Source organism: Streptomyces sp. BA2 (assembly GCF_009769735.1).
Taxonomy (GTDB): Bacteria; Actinomycetota; Actinomycetes; order Streptomycetales; family Streptomycetaceae; genus Streptomyces.
In genome coordinates this window covers 5,051,506-5,070,973 of the sequence record NZ_WSRO01000002.1, presented here as the reverse complement: position 1 = coordinate 5,070,973, position 19,468 = coordinate 5,051,506, and the positions used below count along the sequence as shown (strand labels likewise).

The 19,468-nt window shown below is 69.7% G+C and carries 19 protein-coding genes; 4 read left to right on the top strand and 15 right to left on the bottom strand.

What is annotated here, in order from left to right:
* Positions 1-24: 24 nt before the first annotated feature.
* Entirely contained in the window at positions 25-891 is an 867-nt protein-coding gene (locus E5671_RS25605; protein ID WP_160506277.1) for a class I SAM-dependent methyltransferase, read from the bottom strand.
* Positions 892-963: 72 nt separating this feature from the next.
* On the opposite strand from E5671_RS25605, the gene E5671_RS25600 reads away from it, so the two are divergent.
* Together E5671_RS25600 and E5671_RS25595 are read left to right on the top strand one after the other, a co-directional pair.
* Entirely contained in the window at positions 964-2,787 is a 1,824-nt protein-coding gene (locus tag E5671_RS25600; RefSeq protein ID WP_160506276.1) for a S9 family peptidase, read from the top strand.
* A 125-nt stretch (positions 2,788-2,912) separates the two neighbouring features.
* Complete coding sequence (locus E5671_RS25595) at positions 2,913-3,692, top strand: SURF1 family protein (protein ID WP_443032692.1); 780 nt, start codon at positions 2,913-2,915, stop codon at positions 3,690-3,692.
* Positions 3,693-3,817: 125 nt separating this feature from the next.
* Here E5671_RS25595 and E5671_RS25590 read toward each other — a convergent pair whose 3' ends face one another.
* The 8 genes from E5671_RS25590 to E5671_RS25555 form a co-directional block, all read right to left on the bottom strand.
* The gene (locus E5671_RS25590; RefSeq protein ID WP_202121257.1) at positions 3,818-4,981 is read right to left on the bottom strand and encodes a hypothetical protein; all 1,164 of its coding nucleotides are present in this window, start codon (positions 4,979-4,981) and stop codon (positions 3,818-3,820) included.
* Complete coding sequence (locus E5671_RS25585) at positions 4,978-5,637, bottom strand: SigE family RNA polymerase sigma factor (protein WP_160506274.1); 660 nt, start codon at positions 5,635-5,637, stop codon at positions 4,978-4,980. The genes E5671_RS25590 and E5671_RS25585 overlap by 4 nt, the downstream gene beginning before the upstream one ends.
* 398 nt (positions 5,638-6,035) lie before the next feature.
* Complete coding sequence (locus E5671_RS25580; RefSeq protein ID WP_160506273.1) at positions 6,036-7,100, bottom strand: aspartate-semialdehyde dehydrogenase; 1,065 nt, start codon at positions 7,098-7,100, stop codon at positions 6,036-6,038.
* The gene (locus tag E5671_RS25575; RefSeq protein WP_160506272.1) at positions 7,097-8,368 is read right to left on the bottom strand and encodes an aspartate kinase; all 1,272 of its coding nucleotides are present in this window, start codon (positions 8,366-8,368) and stop codon (positions 7,097-7,099) included. Before E5671_RS25575 ends, E5671_RS25580 begins: the two co-directional genes overlap by 4 nt.
* A gap of 243 nt (positions 8,369-8,611) precedes the next feature.
* Complete coding sequence (locus E5671_RS25570; protein ID WP_160506271.1) at positions 8,612-9,190, bottom strand: Uma2 family endonuclease; 579 nt, start codon at positions 9,188-9,190, stop codon at positions 8,612-8,614.
* A gap of 50 nt (positions 9,191-9,240) precedes the next feature.
* The gene (locus E5671_RS25565) at positions 9,241-10,254 is read right to left on the bottom strand and encodes a hypothetical protein (protein ID WP_336605842.1); all 1,014 of its coding nucleotides are present in this window, start codon (positions 10,252-10,254) and stop codon (positions 9,241-9,243) included.
* A gap of 324 nt (positions 10,255-10,578) precedes the next feature.
* On the bottom strand, positions 10,579-10,830 hold the full coding sequence (locus E5671_RS25560; protein ID WP_160506270.1) for a DUF397 domain-containing protein: 252 nt from the start codon (positions 10,828-10,830) through the stop codon (positions 10,579-10,581).
* Entirely contained in the window at positions 10,827-11,621 is a 795-nt protein-coding gene (locus E5671_RS25555) for a helix-turn-helix domain-containing protein (RefSeq protein WP_443032691.1), read from the bottom strand. Before E5671_RS25555 ends, E5671_RS25560 begins: the two co-directional genes overlap by 4 nt.
* An 84-nt stretch (positions 11,622-11,705) precedes the next feature.
* Between E5671_RS25555 and E5671_RS25550 the strand changes: the two genes are divergently transcribed.
* On the top strand, positions 11,706-12,107 hold the full coding sequence (locus E5671_RS25550; protein WP_202121256.1) for a hypothetical protein: 402 nt from the start codon (positions 11,706-11,708) through the stop codon (positions 12,105-12,107).
* A 15-nt stretch (positions 12,108-12,122) separates the two neighbouring features.
* On the opposite strand, the gene E5671_RS25545 is transcribed toward E5671_RS25550, so the two are convergent.
* From E5671_RS25545 to E5671_RS25535, 3 genes are all read right to left on the bottom strand, one after another.
* Complete coding sequence (locus tag E5671_RS25545; RefSeq protein ID WP_160506268.1) at positions 12,123-12,923, bottom strand: DUF5063 domain-containing protein; 801 nt, start codon at positions 12,921-12,923, stop codon at positions 12,123-12,125.
* Complete coding sequence (gene recR / locus E5671_RS25540; protein WP_030781910.1) at positions 12,916-13,515, bottom strand: recombination mediator RecR; 600 nt, start codon at positions 13,513-13,515, stop codon at positions 12,916-12,918. Before recR ends, E5671_RS25545 begins: the two co-directional genes overlap by 8 nt.
* Before the next feature lie 85 nt (positions 13,516-13,600).
* Positions 13,601-13,942, bottom strand: coding sequence for a YbaB/EbfC family nucleoid-associated protein (locus E5671_RS25535; RefSeq protein WP_160506267.1), 342 nt, complete (start codon positions 13,940-13,942; stop codon positions 13,601-13,603).
* A gap of 330 nt (positions 13,943-14,272) precedes the next feature.
* On the opposite strand from E5671_RS25535, the gene E5671_RS25530 reads away from it, so the two are divergent.
* On the top strand, positions 14,273-15,061 hold the full coding sequence (locus E5671_RS25530; RefSeq protein ID WP_160506266.1) for an SLATT domain-containing protein: 789 nt from the start codon (positions 14,273-14,275) through the stop codon (positions 15,059-15,061).
* 331 nt (positions 15,062-15,392) lie between these two features.
* Here E5671_RS25530 and E5671_RS25525 read toward each other — a convergent pair whose 3' ends face one another.
* The 3 genes from E5671_RS25525 to E5671_RS25515 all read right to left on the bottom strand — a co-directional run bounded on the left by E5671_RS25525 (position 15,393) and on the right by E5671_RS25515 (position 19,346).
* Entirely contained in the window at positions 15,393-16,043 is a 651-nt protein-coding gene (locus tag E5671_RS25525) for a hypothetical protein (RefSeq protein WP_160506265.1), read from the bottom strand.
* Between the two features lie 118 nt (positions 16,044-16,161).
* Positions 16,162-18,624 carry a dolichyl-phosphate beta-glucosyltransferase gene (locus E5671_RS25520; RefSeq protein WP_160506264.1) on the bottom strand — a complete coding sequence of 821 codons (2,463 nt, stop codon included), beginning with the start codon at positions 18,622-18,624 and terminating at the stop codon, positions 16,162-16,164.
* On the bottom strand, positions 18,621-19,346 hold the full coding sequence (locus E5671_RS25515) for a GntR family transcriptional regulator (protein WP_160506263.1): 726 nt from the start codon (positions 19,344-19,346) through the stop codon (positions 18,621-18,623). The genes E5671_RS25520 and E5671_RS25515 overlap by 4 nt, the downstream gene beginning before the upstream one ends.
* Between the last annotated feature and the right edge of the window lie 122 nt (positions 19,347-19,468).

Below are 19,468 nucleotides of genomic sequence, written 5' to 3'. Positions count from 1 at the left end.
GCCCGCCTTGATCGCCTTGCTGGCCTAGCGCACCTTGCTCGCCCTCAAGGAGTACATGAGAGGGATGCGAGGGCGGTCCGCCGGGAACTGGTAGACGCCGTCGCGGAGTTCGAGGGAGCCGAAGCGCTCGAAGAGCGTGGTGTCGTGCTCGTGGAGGAAGTCGATCCGCAGGCCCGCCGCCGCGAGGGCCGACACGACCTCGCCCACCGGGTGCTGCCACTCCACGGTGCGGTTGTGGACCGTGGGGGTGGTCATGTCCGCGTAACCGCCGGGGGTCTCCTCGATCCAGGCGTCGCGGGCGAAGTAGTCGTACGCGATCCGTGAGCCCGTCGCGTCGTCCAGGATGTCCGCGAGCGGATGGAACTCCGAGAGGTAGAGGAAGCCGCCATTGGGGTCTCCCCTACTCGAACGTAGTTGAGAGCTTGGGGAAGCGACGAGCGCGGCCGCGGTCTCGGCCCACCGCTGGATGTCGGGGAGCCAGCACAGGGCGCCTACTCCGGTGTAGACGATGTCGTACGAGGAGTCGGGCACCGCGCTCGCCGCGTCGTACACGTCGGCGGCGACGAAGGACGCCTGGTCGGCGGTGAAGCCGAGCTCGGCGGCGAGGTCGCGCGCCGCGTCCACGGCGGGCTCGGAGAAGTCGAGCCCGACCACGCGTGAGGCGCCGTGCCGGGCCCAGGAGAGGGTGTCCAGGCCGATGTGGCACTGGAGGTGGAGCAGCGAGCGCCCGGTGACATCACCGACCTCGGCGAGCTCGAAGGGGCGCAGCGGGTCCTTGCCGGAGCGGAAGGCCTCGAGGTCGTAATACTCGCTGGCGAGATGGAGAGGGACGCGCTCGTCCCAGCGCTTTCGGTTGGCCTCGCGCCAGTCGGACGGGGTCGGTGAGTACATGCCCAGAAAGTTATCCACAGGCTGGGGACCCTCGCCAGCGGATTGTCGGCGCGTACGTGCACTATGGGGTCCATGAGCGACTTGGGTGCGGGTGCAGCAGTGAATACGCCGGATGCGGAGATGGCCGACTGGGAGAAGCGGTTCCGGGCGCCGCGGGTCTCCCTGCCCGACTGGGCGGAGGACGCCCCCGACCGTGCCTTGTTCGTGTCGAACGCGACAGGGACGTACGAGCTGTACGCATGGGACCGCGCGACCGGCGAGCAGCGCCAGGTGACGGACCGGCCGAACGGCACGACGGACGGCCTGGTCTCGCCGGACGGCGAGTGGATCTGGTGGTTCGACGACACGGACGGCGACGAGTTCGGCGTGTGGATGCGCCAGCCCTTCGCGGGCGGCGCCGCCGACGAGCCCGCGGTGGCGGGCCTCGACGCGTCGTATCCCGCGGGCCTCGCCCTCGCGCGGGACGGGCGGATGTCCGTCATCGGCCGCTCGACGGACGAGGAGGGCTCGACGATCCATGTCGTACGTGCTCCGGGCGCGGACCCCGTCGAGATCTACCGCCACCGCGAGTCCGCGGGCGTCGGCGACCTCTCCCACGACGGCTCGCTGATCGCCGTCGAGCACACGGAGCACGGCGACGCGATGCACTCCACCCTCCGGGTGCTCAGGCCGGACGGCTCCACGGTCGCCGAGCTCGACGACACCAAGGGCGGCACGGTCGAGCTCGGCCTGGAGGTCCTCGGCTTCGCGCCGGTCGACGGGGACACGCGGCTGCTCGTCGGGCATCAGCGGCGCGGCCGCTGGGAGCCGATGGTGTGGGACGTCGCGTCGGGCGAGGAGACGGACCTGGCGCTCGACCTGCCGGGTGACGTCAGCGCCGAGTGGTATCCGGACGGCTCCGCCCTGCTCATCGTGCACAGCTTCGAGGCCCGCAGCGAGCTGTTCCGGTACGTCTTCGCCTCCCGTGAGCTGATCGAGGTCGAGACGCCCAGGGGGTCCGTGTCCGGGGCGACGGCGCGGCCGGACGGCAGCGTGGAGTACCTGTGGTCGTCGGCCGCCGAGCCGCCGGTGGTGCGCTCGACGACGGGCGGCGTCGTCCTTGACCCGCCCGGCATGAAGGCCCCGGCCTCCGTGCCCGTGGAGGACGTGTGGGTGGAGGGCCCCGGAGGCCGGGTCCACGCCCTCGTACAGAAGCCCGCCGACGCGACGGGCCCGCTCCCCACGGTCTTCGAGATCCACGGCGGCCCGACGTGGCACGACAGCGACGCGTTCGCCGCGGGCCCGGCAGCCTGGGTCGACCATGGGTACGCGGTGGTGCGCGTCAACTACCGCGGCTCGACCGGGTACGGCCGTGAGTGGACGGACGCCCTCAAGCACCGGGTCGGCCTGATCGAGCTGGAGGACGTCGCGGCGGTGCGGGAGTGGGCCGTGACGTCGGGCCTCGCGGACCCGGACCGCATCGTCCTGGCCGGCGGCTCCTGGGGCGGGTATCTCACGCTCCTCGGCGTCGGCATGCAGCCCGACTCCTGGGCGGTGGGCCTTGCCGCGGTCCCGGTCGCGGACTACGTGACGGCGTACCACGACGAGATGGAGGCCCTGAAGGCCATGGACCGCACGCTCCTCGGCGGCACGCCCGAGGAGGTCCCGGAGCGCTTCAAGGCCTCGTCCCCGCTGACGTACGTGGACGCGGTGAAGGCCCCTGTCTACATCTCCGCGGGCGTGAACGACCCGCGCTGCCCGATCCGCCAGGTCGAGAACTACGTGGACCGGCTCAAGGCGCGGGACGCGGTGCACGAGGTGTACCGGTACGACGCGGGGCACGGCTCGCTCGTCGTGGACGAGCGGATCAAGCAGGTGCGGTTGGAACTGGACTTCGCCGAGCGCCACCTCCGCTAGCCGGGGGATCGGCCGCGGGGGCGGTGGCCGCGGGCGCGGTGGCCGCGGGCGCGGTGGCCGCGGGGCCGGTGGCTTCGCCAACCCCGCGGCCCGTCTCCCACGGGCGCCCCCGTACCGTGGGGGGTGTGTACCGGTTCCTGCTGACGCCCCGCTGGTGGGGGATCAACGTCTTCGTACTGCTGGCCATCCCCTTCTGCATCTTCATGGGGTCATGGCAGCTGGGGCGGTTCGAGGACCGCGTCGAGGCGCATGACGCCGCACAGGAGCAGGCGGACCGGCAGGCGTCGCCGACCCGCTCGGAGGAGAAGCCCCGGCCGCTGGACTCGCTGCTCCCCGTGGACAAGGAGACGTCCGGGGAGCGAGTGTCGGCCACCGGGCAGTACGGCAAGCAACTGCTGGTTCCGGACCGGGAGTTGGACGACAAGTCGGGTTACTACGTCCTCACGCTGCTGCGCACCGACAGCGGCAAGGACCTGCCGGTCGTCCGCGGCTGGCTCCCCGGGAACGCGAAGGCGGCGAAGGCCCCCGCGGCGCCCTCCGGCGAGGTCACCGTGACGGGCGCGCTCCAGGCCTCCGAGAGCCCTGGTTCGAACGGGGTGAGCGCGGCCGGAGGGCTGCCGGACGGGCAGCTGGGCGCCATCAGCGCGGCCTCGCTGGTGAACGTGGTCCAGGGCGATGTGTACGACGCCTGGGTCACCCTGGAGAAGGGCGACTCCGGGATGAAGGCGGTTCCGGCGTCCGAGCCGGCCAACTCCGGGCTCGACCTCAAGGCCTTCCAGAACCTCGGCTACACCGGGGAGTGGTTCGTCTTCGCGGGGTTCGTCGTCTTCATGTGGTTCCGGTTGTTCCGGCGGGAGCGGGAGTTCGCGCGGGACGCTGCGCTGGGCCTTGTGCCGGAGAGCTGAACCCTGGGGCTTCGTGCCTCGGGCCCCGTACAAGATGTCCTCAAACGCCGGACGGGCTGGACATTCCAGCCCGTCCTGTGGGGTCACCCGTCCTGTGGGGCCACCTGTGGGGTCAACCGCGTCGCTTACGACGCCGACAACATCCCCGTGCGGTAGACCGTCCCCGCGCACGCGTTGGCGATCGTCGCGCCCGCCGCGGGCGAGCCCTCGGCGGCCGTCAGGGACACCGTCACGCCGCCGTCCAGTGCACCGCCGTCCTCGCGCGTCATCTGGGGCTCCACGCCACCCGACGTACCGCCGTCCGCGCCGCCGCCGTCCTCCGTGGGGGTCGGGTCGGGCGAAGGCTCGCCGCTGTCCGTCGGACACGCCTCCGAAGGCACCCAGGCGAACTTCACCTCGTACGCCGCCCCCGGCTGGAGGACCAGCGAGCTGAGCGCCTGGGCCGGGTCCGGAAGGCCCGTCGCCGCGTCGCCCGCCACGTGGTCGGTGACGACGATCTTCGCGGGATCGGCCGCCCCCGTCGTCGCCGTGCTCACGCTGCCCGGGGCGCTGACCGTGCAACTGCTGCCGGAGACGTTGGCGATACGGAAGCTGCCGTACACCTTGCCGTCGGCCTCCGGCGCGCCCGCGCTACCGCTGGCGTTGCCGAGCTGGTCCACCGCGCAGGCAGGCGAGTCGGCGGATTCTGTGCCCGCCGGGTCGGGACCACCGGTCGCGCCGCCGCTGCCCGCACCCTTCCCCTTGCCGTCCTTCTTGTCCTTCTTGTCTTTCTTGTCCTTGGACTTGGAGGGGCCGGAGTCGCTGCCCTTGCCCTTCTCCCCGCCGTCGGGACCCTTGCCGCCCTGACTCGAACCGCCCTGCGTCTGCTCGCTGTTGCCCGCTATCGACGGGCGGTCGTCCGAGCCGCCGCCGGAGTTCGTGACATGCACGAGAGCGGGGATGGCGGTGCCGATGAAGAGCGCGGCGGCCGCCATGCCGACCACGGCCTGGCGCTTGCGCTGGCGGCGCGCCGGCACCGCGAACCGCAGACGCTCCAGGGCGCGGTCTCCCGGCTCGATCTCCTGGACCGCCGAACGCATCATCCTGCGCAGCGCCAGCTCGTCGGAGCCGTCCTCACCGCCGAAGACGGAACCCGGAGCCTCGCCGCCCTCACGCTCAGCCGCGGCGGACTCGTCACGCTCAGCCGCGGCGGGCTCGTCACCCTGGCCGTGTTTCACAGTTCCGTCCCCAGCATGCTGCTCAAACTCGGCGCTCTCGTCGTGCTCGCGCCCGTACTCATGCTTGCTCATGCCGGTGCCTCCATGGCGACCCGCAGAGCCGCGATCCCGCGCGAGCCGTACGCCTTCACCGACCCGAGCGATATGCCCAGGGTCTCGGCGACCTGCGCCTCGGTCATGTCCGCGAAGTACCGCAGGACCAGGACCTCGCGCTGACGGCGCTGGAGGCCGCGCATCGCCTTGATCAGCTCGTCCCGCTCAAGGAGGTCGTACGCACCCTCCTCGGCGCTCGCCATGTCCGGCATCGGCTTCGAGAGCAGCTTCAGACCGAGGATCCGGCGCCGCAGCGCGGACCGCGAGAGGTTCACGACGGTCTGCCGCAGATAGGCGAGCGTCTTCTCCGGGTCCCGCACGCGTTTGCGTGCCGAGTGCACCCGGATGAACGCCTCCTGCACGACGTCCTCGCAGGAGGCCGTGTCATCGAGAAGCAGCGCCGCCAGGCCGAGGAGCGACCGGTAGTGGGCGCGGTAGGTCTCGGTCAGGTGGTCGACTGTGGTGCCAGCGCTCATCGCCTCTTCAGCGCCCTCGCGCTGCGTCGGGATGCGGGCCGATCTCGTGGTGGGCATGGGGGCGATCACCGGCATGCCGGCGGGCGCACGGGGACGGCGAGGTGGACGCAGGGCCGCGCCCCTCGCCTGAACCGCTGTGAAATCGAGTACCTCTGCCACGCCTGTTGGACACGCTTACCCCCTGGAGGGTTGTACGCATCACGCGGCGCGTTTGCGGCAGACATCGTCGCCGTCGGTGACGATGCATCAATTGCCCCCATGCGTACCAGCTCTTCCCCTATGCCCAAATTTTGCAGCGCTCAGGTCACGCCCCCTGGAGGGCGATCGCAAAGACGCGCCCCGCCCTGCTGCCGGTTGCAGTGGACGGGGACGAATATTGCGAATCTTCGAACGCGGCAATGGTCCAGATCAAGCGATCCTGGCCACCAAGTTGGACACAGAATTTACACAGATCCCGCAAAGGCTTCCGCTCCGGGGAGCATTCGGGGCTTGTTCTGCCCGCCCGCCTGCACGTTTCTGCGCCTTTTTGTACCTACTGCTGACGCCCGGTTCTGTACCTACTGCTGGCGCCCGGTGAACTCGCCCGCCACCAGCTCCGCGATCTGCGCCGTGTTCAGCGCGGCCCCCTTGCGCAGGTTGTCCCCGCACACGAAGAATTCGAGGGCCGTCGGATCGTCGAGCGCGCGCCGCACCCGGCCCACCCACGTGGGGTCGGTCCCCACCACGTCGGCGGGGGTCGGGAACTCACCGGCGGCCGGGTTGTCGAACAGCACGACACCCGGAGCCGTGGCCAGGATCTCGCGCGCGCGGTCCACCGTGACCTCGTCCTCGAAGCGCGCGTGCACGGTCAGCGAGTGCGTGGTCACCACCGGAACGCGTACGCAGGTCGCGGCGACCTTCAGATCGGGCAGGCCGAGGATCTTGCGGGACTCGTCCCGCACCTTCATCTCCTCGGACGACCAGCCGTCGTCCCGCAGCGTCCCGGCCCACGGCACCACGTTCAGCGCCACGGGCTCCGGGAAGGGCCCGGTGTCGTCACCGACAGCACGTCGTACGTCACCGGGGCTCGTGCCCAGCTCCGAGCCGGCCACCAGCGACATCTGGCGCCGCAACGTGTCCACGCCGTCCCGCCCGGCCCCGCTCACCGCCTGGTACGAGGAGACGATCAGCTCGCGCAGACCGAACTCGGCATGCAGCGCACCGATGGCCACGATCATCGACAGGGTCGTGCAGTTGGGGTTGGCGACGATGCCGCGCGGGCGTACGCGCGCGGCGTGCGGATTGACCTCGGGGACGACCAGCGGCACGTCCGGGTCCATCCGGAAAGCGGCGGAGTTGTCGACCACCACGACGCCCTTGGACGCGGCGATGGGCGCCCACTGCGCGCTGACCTCGTCGGGGACGTCGAACATCGCCACGTCGACGCCGTCGAAGGCGTCCTCGCTCAGTGCGACGACCTCGACCTCCTCACCGCGCACGGCCAGCTTCTTGCCGGCCGAGCGCGGTGAGGCGACGAGTCGGATCTCGCCCCAGATGTCGGCGTGCTGCGACAGGATCTGGAGCATGACCGCGCCGACGGCCCCGGTCGCTCCGACGACCGCGAGCGTCGGCTTTCCGGTCATCGCCCGGTGCCTCCATAGACCACGGCCTCGTCCGTGTCGGAGTCGAGGCCGAAGGCGGTGTGCACGGCGCGCACGGACTCGTTCGCGTCATCGGCGCGGGTCACGACCGAGATGCGGATCTCGGAGGTCGAGATCAGCTCGATGTTCACGCCCGCGTCGCTGAGCGCCTCGAAGAAGGCGGCGGTGACGCCGGGGTTCGTCTTCATACCCGCGCCGACCAGCGAGATCTTGGCGATCTGGTCGTCGTAGCGAAGGGAGTCGAAGCCGATGGCCGAGCGCGTCTTCTCCAGCGCGTCGATCGCCTTGCGGCCCTCGGCCTTGGGCAGCGTGAACGAGATGTCCGTGAGCCCGGTCGAAGCGGCCGAGACGTTCTGGACGATCATGTCGATGTTGACGCCGGAGTCCGCGATGGCGCGGAAGATCGAGGCGGCCTCACCGGGCTTGTCCGGCACGCCGACGACCGTGATCTTGGCCTCCGAGGTGTCGTGCGCGACACCGGAGATGATGGCCTGCTCCACCTTGCGGTCCCCTTGCGGTTCGTTGCTGACCCACGTGCCCTGAAGTCCACTGAAGGACGACCTGACGTGGATCGGGATGTTGTAACGACGGGCGTACTCCACACAGCGGTGGAGCAGCACCTTGGACCCGGAGCTCGCGAGCTCCAGCATGTCCTCGAACGAGATCCAGTCGATCTTCTGGGCCTTCTTCACCACACGGGGGTCGGCGGTGAAGACACCATCGACATCCGTGTAGATCTCGCAGACCTCGGCGTCGAGCGCGGCCGCGAGGGCGACAGCGGTCGTGTCGGATCCACCACGACCGAGCGTGGTGATGTTCTTGCCCTCCTGGCTCACACCCTGGAACCCGGCGACGATGGCGATGTTGCCCTCGTCGATCGAGTTCCGGATGCGGCCCGGCGTGACGTCGATGATCCGCGCTTTGTTGTGGACGGAGTCGGTGATGACACCGGCCTGGCTGCCCGTGAACGACTGGGCCGCGTGACCCAGGTTTTTGATCGCCATGGCCAGGAGGGCCATGGAGATCCGCTCCCCGGCGGTCAGCAGCATGTCGAATTCACGCCCGGCAGGAATCGGGGATACCTGCCCGGCAAGATCGATCAACTCATCCGTCGTGTCACCCATGGCGGACACCACGACAACGACCTGATGGCCGTTCTTCTTGGCGTCGACAATCCTCTTGGCGACCCGCTTGATGCCCTCGGCATCGGCTACGGAGGAGCCTCCGTACTTCTGCACGACAAGGCTCACGTGCGCTCCTCGCTCAGTCCGTCTTCACCGCACTGCTGCGGTCGGCTCAGTCTAACGAGCGGCCGAAATTCGCCGCGCAAATATCACATGGTGAGATGTCCCGCCCACTACGTGATCATCCGCCGGCATACGCTCCCGCTGCTCGGGAGGTACGTTCCGACCGCTCGGCTTGGCACATGCCCGCTGGGGAGTGGAGCACTCCGGAAAGTGGGGCGGGTCACAGGTTCGGGCCGCCGGGGGCCTTCACTCCACGAACTCCTTCAGCGCCTCGGTTTCCAGGGCGATGTCCACGGGAGCGGGGAGCTGGACCACGGCACCGAAACGGTGGTTCTCCAGCTTGCGGTAGCGACCGTCCTCCGGGTCCGTGAACACGGTGACCGAGCAGTCGTCACGGTCGATCAGGAGATACACGGGGATGCCTGCTGCCGCGTAGCCGTCCGGCTTCTCCACGCGGTCACGACGATTGGTGTCGGAGTCGAACGAAGTGACCTCCACGGCCATCAGCACAGCGGACGTGTCCGACCATTCGCCATGCCCCTTGAAACTGCCGGTAGGAGCTAGCACGCCGTCCGCGCGGGCACGACCCTTGCGGTACGTCTCGGTCTTCAGCCCGCCCTCCGGATAGAGCCCCAGCTCCGGCCGCTGCTGCATGCACTGCCGGAGCAGCCACATGCAGATCTCCCTGTGGTTGCCGTCCGGCACCGGCTTGACCATGACCTTTCCGTTGATGAACTCCAGCCGCACCGTCTCCGGCGCATGGCGCTCGAGCTCCTCGAACTCCTCGACGGACATCTGGGGCCGGTCGGTGGTGCTGGGGGTCATGGCGTCGCCTCCTTGACTCCATGGTGCCCGGACCGGCACGTCCTGCACGCTCATACGCCACCTCGCCCCGTCGGCAGACCGGCGGCGCGCCTCAGCTCCGCCACCCGCTCGGTCACATCCATCACCGGTGCCGCAGTGCGTGGGCGGGGCAGGAACGTGTCGGGTACGTATCCGATCTGAATGCCCAGGCGGGCTTCCTCCGCTTCGAACGCATCGCACTCCGCTCGGCAGTCGGCGCAGATCCCATGGACCAGCTCGGTTGTGGTCTCGGGCTCCTCGCAGAGCCCGCAGACGAAGATCGCGCGGGTCACGTGGGCTCGGGCAGGAGTCTTGGCAGGGGGCTTCGGTGGCATCTTGCTCTCCAGTCGATTACGGGCGAGCCCGCCCGGATTGGTGACCGTGAGCGGCAGCCCGGCGGTCAGGGCATGGGTGATGTCCTGCGGGGTCGCGCCGTGGTCCAGCCATTGCGCGGCGAGGGCTTCGAGGGCGCGGCACTCCCCCTCAGAGAGGGCCATGCGGGGGTCGGCGGTGCGGAGTTGGGCGAGCGTGCGGTACGCGACGCTGGGCTCGGACTCGGATTTCGGCTCGGCTTCCGGCTCGGGGGCCTGTTCCCCCGCCGGTTCCGGTACGCGGGCCAGGCCCGGGTGATGATCGTGCGTGACGTCACGCCCGTGCCGGGCGCGGGCGAAGTCGGCCCACCATTCCTCTGACCTGGGGATACGCGACCAGTACGTCCGGGTCACCCAGCGCATCGAGTTGTCCTCGACGGTGAGGTGTTCCTTGATCCAGCGAAGGTGTCCGGCCTCGGTCAGCCGCCGCAGGGAGGTGCGGATGGCTTGCTGCCCGTACTGGGGATGCGCGGCGGCGAGGTCCTTGTAGCCCATCGCGGCGCCGGGTTCGAGATGGTCGAGGTAGACGGCGACGTGGGCGTCCCGCAGGCACAGATGCTCGAAATCGGCTTCGGCGTGCGGTTCTTCGTCATCCGCAAGGCGCTTGCCGTAGCCCGATTTGGCCATGGGGTGGGACGGGGACGGCAGGACGGGATTAGGCTTGGCGTAAGCCACGGTCGACCTCATTCGATCCGTAGGACTAGGCCTCGGAGCCGGTGTTGGCGCACCGTCCGGGGCCGTTCTATTGCCGCGAACGTAGAGGGACTTTACGTTCCGACGCAAGCTGACTACGGAACGTCACCCTTGAGAGTGACGGAAGCTTCAACTCCCCTTTTTGGTCGGTTGGTTGGGTTCTATCTACCGACCAACCCAACCCAGGGAGGAGCTCGGGGCCCGGGGTCCGGGGCTCGGGGCTTGAGCTCCGGGGTGAACTGCAGGAAAGTCCCGCGGGAGGCCCGGAAATAGCCCCGGCGAGTGGGACTTTTGTGCAATGGGCGATCAGCGTTGGACGGCGTACGCGAGGAAAGCGGACCAGGCCGGGGACGGGATGGTCAGGTGGGGGCTGGTCTCTGGGGGGAGCTTCGAGTCGCGGACGTGGATGGTGGCGGGGGTGCAGGGGGCTATCTCTACGCAGGCGCCGCCTTCGCTGTCGCTGTACGTGGACTTGCGCCAGTCCAGGGCTGCTTCGAGGCAGTTGCCTCCTTCGGAGTCGCTGTAGCTGGACTTGAACCAGGTCAGCTGCTCACTCATAGCTCTCCCGCCATCCGCTCGATGAAGAGGGCCGATTCCTCGGTGCCCAGGGCCTCCATGCGGATCATGCTAAGTCGCTCGGTGTGTGAACTCACCACCTCAGCCTCGGACGTCAGCTCACTCACCGATGGCCCCTCAGTGAAAGCGAGACGTTCCCGGTCACGCGTCTCCAGCAACACCATCGGGCCGAGGAGGCCTGCGGGAATCGTCCGGCCGAACGGCAGGACCTGGATCGAGATGTTGTTGGGCCGACCCGCTTCCAGAAGGCGGAGAAGCTGCTCCTTATCCACCTGAGGGACCCGAAGGGCCGCCTCATGCAGAGCGAAACTGAGGGCCACCAGCGGTGTGCGAGCGAGAAGATCCTGACGTTCCATCCGCGCGGCGACCCGCTGTTCCACGGTCTCCTCATCCAGCGGCGGACAGTGATTGCCGATCAGCGCCCTTGCATACGTCTCCGTCTGCAACAAGCCCGGGATCAAGTTGACTTCGTACGACCACAGGCTGATTGCCTCACGCTCGTACACCATGAAGTCCTGGGCCCGAGGCGGGAACTTCTCGGCCCTCACATAGTCCTTGGCTGCGCTCAGCAACCCCTCCGCACGGCACAACTCATCCGCCGCATCCAGCACCCGAGCGGTGGGCATCCGAACGCCCTGCTCCATGGCCTTGATGGTGTCGGGCGAGTAGTTGGAGGCGACGCCCAGCTCCTCACGGGTCACGCTCGCCTTGGTACGCCAGCGCTTCATCTGGTTGCCGCTGTAGCGCCAAGTCGGGTTGTACTGAACGGACACAGCGGCCCCCTCCAACGGATACACCTACGCGTGTACCCCCTCAGTCACTACCGAGCGTAGCCCCGTCCTCCGCACCCTGTGACCATGACGCACGCAATTCACTGGCCCGAGTGGGTACCGCTGGCGGGCCACCAACTCCGCGTATCAGGCGTCCACTTCGACGCCATCCGCATCCAGGGCGTACGCGGGGAACAGGTCGCCGCGCAGCTGATCGCGCGGACGGAGGGTGACGCCGGCCCCGTCATCTGCGAGGCATCGGGCGGCCGGTGGATGTACTTCCTCGTGGCACCGGGGTCGGCTGCGAACCACGCCTGGCCGCTGGGCGTACAACGCTTCGGGACGCCGCGCACGGTGACGTACATCGGGATCCCGGCGCTGGCGGGCAACACGTGGCCGCTGGGCTGGTACTCGGAACCGACGCCTACGGCTCCGTATGTGGAGCCGGGGCAGCTGCTGGGGGCGCTGAGCGGACTGGACGGTCCGTAGGCGGCGGCGCTAGAGCTACTGCACCGACCGCAGGCCCAGGGGCCCGGCGATCTCCTCTGCCATGACCTTGCCCGCTGCCTCCGCGAGCGCGTCCTCGGCCAGGTCCTCGTCCGTGTCCAGGCCGTTGAGGTCCTCAAGGGGCTGGTTCAGGCGGACGTGGGCCACCAGGGACTGGAGGGCGCGGAGGGCGCCGGACGCCGTGGAGCCCCAGTTCGAGAAGTACGAGAACTGCCACCACCAGAGGGCCTCCGTGGTGCGGCCCGCACGGTAGTGCGCCAGGCCGTGGGAGAGGTCGGCCACCACGTCCGCCAGGTCGTCCGAGATGCGGCAGGCCACCGGGGCCTTGCGGGGCTCGTACGGGTCGAAGACCTCCGAATAGACGTCGATCGGCTCCAGCATGGCGGCCAGGCGCTCGCGCAGGTCGTCGACGTCGCGCTCCGGGCCGAGGTCCGGCTCGTAGCGCTCCTCGGGGACGATGTCCTCGTGCGCGCCCAGGCGGCCGCCGGCCAGGAGGAGTTGGGAGACCTCCAGGAGGAGGAAGGGGACGGCCGAGTCGGGCTCGTCGCCCTTCGCGACCTCCGTCACCGCGACGATGAAGCTCTCGATCTGGTCCGAGATCTGCACCGCGAAGGAGTCCGGGTCCTGGGCGGACGCGTGCAGGAGGACCGTCGACTCAGGGGCGATGATCGGCTCGGGGGCGAAGACCGGCTCCGGGGTGGCGAGCACCTCCGGGGCGAGCGTCGCTTCCGGCTCCGTCGACTCGACGGCGGCCTTCGTTTCCGGCTTCGTGGACTTCTCTTGCTGCTTCTTAGACATCTAGGAGTCGTCTCCCCTCGAAGGCGCGGCCCAGGGTGACCTCGTCCGCGTATTCCAGATCTCCCCCGACAGGGAGCCCGCTGGCCAGGCGGGTGACCTTCAGGCCCATGGGCTTGATCATGCGCGCGAGATACGTCGCCGTCGCCTCGCCCTCCAGGTTCGGGTCCGTGGCCAGGATCAGCTCCGTGACCGTGCCGTCCGCCAGGCGCGCGAGCAGCTCTCGTATGCGCAGGTCGTCCGGGCCCACCCCCTCGATCGGACTGATCGCTCCGCCCAGTACGTGGTACTTCCCCCGGAACTCGCGCGTACGCTCGATCGCCACGACGTCCTTCGGCTCCTCGACCACGCAGATGACGCTGAGGTCGCGGCGCGGGTCGCGGCAGATGTTGCACAGCTCTTCCTGCGCGACGTTGCCACAGGTCGCGCAGAAGCGGACCTTGTCCTTCACCTCAAGGAGGGCGTGCGCGAGGCGGCGTACGTCCGTCGGCTCGGCCTGCAGGATGTGGAAGGCGATCCGCTGCGCGCTCTTGGGACCGACGCCGGGCAGCCTGCCCAACTCGTCGATGAGGTCCTGAACCACGCCTTCGTACACGGGGTGCCTTTCCCTTTCCTGTTCTTGGTCCAGCTCTTGCCGAGTATCACGCTTTGGTACGTACGGTAGTTGGCCTGCGGCCCTCTTAGAAGGGAAGGCCCGGGATGCCTCCGCCGCCCAGGCCCTGCGCGAGCGGGCCCAGCTTCTGCTGCTGGAGCGCCTGCGCGTTCTCGTTCGCCGCCTGGACCGCCGCGACCACCAGGTCCGCGAGGGTCTCGGTGTCCTCCGGGTCGACCGCCTTGGGGTCGATCACGAGGCCGCGCAGCTCGCCGGATCCGGTGACCGTCGCCTTGACGAGGCCGCCGCCCGCCTGGCCTTCGACCTCCGTGCGCGCGAGTTCCTCCTGCGCGGTCGCGAGGTCCTGCTGCATCTTCTGGGCCTGCTGGAGCAGCTGCTGCATGTTGGGCTGGCCACCACCGGGGATCACGATCAGCTCCTGTCTCGGATGGTAATTACGGTGGGTTTTCCACCTGGAATGAGCCTACGTGGTCGAGGGTGCCCTCGCCCCAGCACTCTTTCGAGTGAGATCGGCCGTCCTCCTATACCTGATCATGCACCTCTTCCGGGCGGAAATACCGCGAAAAGGGGCTCATGGCCACCCATTGGGCGGTAGGACTGGGGCTGCGCATGAGCAGATGACTTCAGCCGCGTCAGCATCATCAGCACCAGCTGTCACAGCGCGCGCACCGTACGGAACCGCCGCAGGGAACAGTGCCGCAGAGAACAGTCAGGGATCTCGTAGAGGTAGGAGTGCCGGGTGAGCCAGCCGGAGATGCAGCCCGAGGGGGTGCCCCATGAGGAGCAGGGTGCCGGGGCGGGTGCGCAGCAGGGCGTTCCCGGTGGTGGTCCTGGTGGTGGGGACGGGTCTCGGTCTCGGCTCGGGGATCTGACGGGGCGGGCCTTTCCTCTCGGCGACTGGGGTGAGCCGGCGCAGCGGCTCGACGAGTTGTACCGGTGGGTGGAGCGGGGCGCGCTCAACACCGCGGAGTGGTACTTGTCCGACCGGGCGTGGAAGCGGCGCGGGGCGCGGCTCGCGCGGGTGGGGGCGGCGGTGGGGGCCGTGGGCGCGGGGGTGCTTCCGCTGCTCGATCTGGCGGGGGCGGTGGGGGGTGTCGCGACCTGGGGGTTCGTCTCGCTGCTCGCGGGGGCGGCGTGCGTGGCGTGCGACCGGTTCTTCGGCCTCACGTCCGGGTGGATGCGGGACATGGCCACCGCGCAGGCTGTGCAGCGGCGGCTTCAGGTCCTGCAGTTCGACTGGGCGTCGGAGAGTGTGCGGGAGGTTCTCGGGCCCACCGAGGGGACTGCCAGCGAGGCTGCCGAGCGGTGTCTGGGGGTGCTTCGGCGGTTCTCGGAGGATGTGACGGAGCTGGTGCGTTCCGAGACCGCGGACTGGATGGTGGAGTTTCGGTCGGGCCCCGCGCCGTTGGCCATGCAGGCCATGGTTCCGGCCTCCCGGGGGGAGGCAGGCGCTGCCCCTGCTCGGGCCGCGCTGCCGCCGGGGGCGCGGCCGAACATGCCTCGCCAGCGGCCACCGGAGCCGCGGTGAGGGGGCCCCGGGGGGGCGGGGGCACGGGGGCAAGGCGAACCCTGCGGGGCTCTCCCCAATCCCGCCCCTTCCCGAAACTGGGGGCTCCGCCCCCAGACCCCCGCTCCTCAAACGCCGGAGGGGCTAAAAGACACAGCGGACTCCCGGGTGCCGGGCAGGGGGCGGAAAAGGCCCGGGCCTGCCCGGCGGGCGGATCGGCCGGCGGCGGGCTCAGTGCCGGGAGGTTCCGGGGTGCCGGGCGGGTCGGTGGGAGAGGGGTGGGCCTGCCGGAGAGAGGCGGGGTACTTCCGGCAGGCCGGCCGGTCGGGGTGGTAGGCCCCGGGGCCAGGGGTTAGCTGTAGATGATCATTGAGCCTTGCGCCAGGCTTCGGGTTGTCGCCGCGTGGAGGCCCAGCCACACGTGCCGCTCCCTCGCGAAGGGGCTGTCGTCCGGCGGGGCCGGGGCCGCCGGTTCCTCCAGGGATGTGGGGGCCTCCGGCGGAGTCGGCGGGCGCGGAGGGTTCGCCGCGTCTATGCCGATGGACGGGGCCACGAACTCCAGCTCCCGCAGAAGCGCCTGGGAGGAGCCCAACGGGCCACCGCCCGACAGAAGTTCGTCGTTCGAGAGAGGCGCGGAGAAGTCGACAGGGACGTACGCCCCCGCATGGTCGTAGTGCCAGACCAGATGCGACTGCTGAGCCGTCGCGTCGAACATCTCCAGCAACTGCTCGTAGTCCCCGCCCAGTTCGTCCACCGGCGTGACCTCAAGGCCGCAGACCTGGAGCAGATACGCCCGGCGCAGGAAATGCAGCGCGTCGTAGTCGAAGCCCGCGACCGGGGCCACGTCCCCGGAGAGGCCCGGCATGTAGGCGAAGACGGGGACGGGAGGCAGACCCGCCTCGTGCAGCGCCTTGTCGTACGCCGCGATCTCCTCCGCGAAGGGATTGTCGGGGCTGTGACACAGCACGTCGACGAGCGGGACCAGCCACAGATCACAGGCCAAGGGTGCTCCTCAGGTCAGGCTCATACTCGGACGGCATATCGGACGTCGGACGTTCCTCGTGTGCAGACAGTGCAGGCAGTGCCGACAGTGCAGGCAGCGTAGTCCGGGCGGTTGCCCACTAGCTTCCCTTGTGCAGATCCCAGATCCACACCCCGTCTACCCACTTTCCGGGGCGGTCAAGGAGTTCCTCCACCGTCACCCGCAGTTCCGCGTCGTGCGGTTGTGGGGCGAGGACCAGTACCCCCGCGTTCCAGTACGCCAGGTCCGCACGCGCCGCCCTGCGCCACGCGTCCGTGATCTGCGGGGCGCGGCCCGACGAGCGGACGTCCCGCAGGAGGTTCGACGTGTTGCGGGGCGAGGCTCCGTAGATGCCCACGCGGTCCGGGCCCCACGGCCCGTTGAAGTAGCCGCCGGGCAGACTGAAGCCCAGGTCTGCCGTGGTCTGCCAGTGCAGCGCCTCCGCGCCCGCCGGGTCCGGCAGCGGTACCGGTACGAGGGACTCGCCCTCCCCCAGGTATTTCCGCCAGGTCCCGTCGGCGATGAACGCCGGGGCCTCCCCCCGCTCCACCGCCTTCAGCGGCGCCGGCACGATCGGCAGGAGCGCGAGGGCGACCGCGGCCACGCCCGCGTACCGCGTGGCCGTCATCCGGCGCGCTGAGGTGAGGAGGCCGGCCAGCGCGAGCGCCACCAGCATGCCGAGCGCCGGGGCGCACACCATCGCCACCCGCGACTCGATGACCGACTCGAAGAGGGGGGCGTGCGAAAGGGGAGCCCAGGGGCCGGGCAGCACGATGTCCGTCAGCGGAATGCGGAACTTCGGGCCCATCGAGAGGAAGGCCGCCGCGAGGACCGTGCAGGCCAGCGCCTTCACCACCGCCCGCTCCCAGAGACGTACGACGATCGCGAAGGCCAGCGCCACCAGGGGCCAGCCGTAGAACGCGTTCTGCTCGGTGGGGTTCAGGGAGAGGGCGTCGGCGGTCTCCGCGTTGCCCGCGAGCGAGCGTTCCGCGAAGGAGATGAGCGCGAGCGGACTGTTGCCCGCGTTGTCGCCGTGCAGCACGCTCGTGTAGCTCTGCGGCCCGAAGAACTGCCAGTAGAGCGGGAAGGCGACCAGCGGGAGCGTCACCGCCACGGCCACCCCGAGGCCGCGCGCCAAGGGGCGCAGCGCCGCCCTTGCCACGTCCCTTCGCACCACTCCGTACGCCGCCGCGAACAGCAGCATGCCCACCGCCGCGAGCAGCAGCGGCTCCTCGCCGAGGAAGATCTGGTACGTGGTGAAAAGGCCGAGGACGACTCCGTCGCGTACGACTTTTTCGCGTACGCCCTCGCAGAGCCGCAGCGCCCTGTCGATGATCAGCGGGATCATGAACAGGACCATGAAATTCGGGTGCGCGTGCGCGTGGCTGATCATCGGTGGCGCGAAGGCGGCCAGTGCCGCGCCGACGGCTGCCGCGCCCCGGTGCCGTACGAGACGCCTGCGGATCAACCAGTACCAGGCGACCGCTGTCACGGCCAGGCCCAGCGTCATCGCCGCGTTCAGGGCGACCGCCGGGCCGAAGAGCCAGGTCACGGGGGCGAAGGGGACGGAGAGGCCGAGCATGACCGTGTTGGCCATGAGGTTCACGCCGTCGGGTTGGTTCTGGAGGGTCGTGAAGAGGGGGTTCTGGAGGTGGCGGACGTTGTCCGCCGTCACCGCGAAGAACCACTCCCACTGGTTCTGGTCCTGGAGCGAGTCCGGGAGATAGCGGTCGCCGGGTGAGATCCAGCGGCCCGAGTAGAGCGTGACCGCCATGGCCAGGAAGAGCGCCGCGACGAGCAGATCCTTCGGGCGGACGGCGCGGGCCTTGAGCGCGGTCAGTTCGGCGAGGACCTTCACGTAGTCGAACGGGCGGACCTTCGAGCCCTCCTGATGCGCCCAGCGCACCGGCACCTCGGCGACCGGCCAGCCGGAGCGGCGGAAGTACTGCAGTATCTCGACGTCGATCCCCCAGCCGCGCAGGCGCGACGCGGCGAAGGCCTCACGGGCACGGTCGCCGTCGAAGAGCTTGAAGCCGCACTGGGTGTCGCGGACTCCGGGGACGGCGACCGTCCGTATCAGGAAATTGCCGGTACGGCCGAGGAGTTCGCGCAGGCGGTGCTGGTGGCTCTCGATCGTCGCGCCGGGGCGGGCGCGGGAGCCGATCGCTGCCGCGTGGCCGTCGGTGAGCGCCTTGTCGAGGCACTCCAGCTCCTCGATGGGGGTGGCCAGATCGGCGTCGGTGATCAGGACGCGGTCGCCGTGCGAGGCGAGGACGCCCAGGCGCAGGGCGTGGCCCTTGCCGAGGTTGCGGCTGGAGTGGATGAGCCGGACTCGGGGGTCGGCGGCCTCGGCGTCGGCGGCGATGTCGAGGGTGCCGTCGGTGGAGCCGTCGTCCACGACGATCAGCTCCCACCGGGTGCGGTCTCCTCCGTCGGCGTCTCCCCCGTCGGAACCTCCCCCGTCGGAACCGTCCTCCAGGTACTCCCGTATCGCGGCGAGCGTGGGAGCCAGGCGCCGCTCCTCGTTGTAGGCGGGGACGACGACGGTCAGATCCACGCTCATGCAGCGGCCAGCCGCTCGATGAGGGCGAGGGAGTGCGCGTTGTACTCCTCGACGATCGCGTGCGCGGCCTTGGGGTCGCGGTGCGCGAGGGCGTCGACGAGCTCGGTGTGCCGGGCCCAGAGGGTGCCGCGCAGGTCTCCGCCGCCGCGTTCGACGGCGCGGCGGAGGTAGGTGACGGCGCAGACCCAGGCCTGGACGCGGATGCGGTGCAGGAAGTCCGAGAGGTAGGGGTTGCCGAAGAGGGCGCTGAGCTCGCGCCAGAAGCGGAGGTCGTAGCCGATGAGGACGTTCAGGTCGCCCGCGCAGGCGGCGCGTGCGGCTTCCTCGCCACGGCGGCGTACGGAGACGAGCGCGGCGGAGGCTTCCTTCTGGCCCTTGGGCCCCAGCGGGGTGGCCTTCTTCACGAGGTCGCGGAAGATTCCGTCGGCGACGAGGCCGCGGGCCTCCAGCATGCCTCGGTAGTCGGCGAGGGAGTGCTCGTGGACGCGGTAGCCGCGGTGCTGGTCGGCGTCGAGGAGGCCTTGCGCGGCGAGGTTCACCAGGGCCTCTCGGACCGGGGTCGCGGAGACGCCGTACTGCTCGGCGATCTCCTTGACCGTGAACTCCTGGCCCGGCTCCAGACGGCCGCCGAGGATCTCGTCACGCAGCGCGTCGGCGATCTGCTGGCGCAGAGTGCTGCGGATGACGGCGGAGCCGTCGGTGCCGGTGCCGGTGCCGGGCATCTGGGTTCCCTCGTCGTCTCGTCCGGGCCTCGTCCTGCTTACGAGCACGTCAGACTACGCGGTCGGGGTTCCCGGGGGGCGGGGGGCGGTTCGGTGCGGGGGGCCGGGGGGCGTTTTCTGGT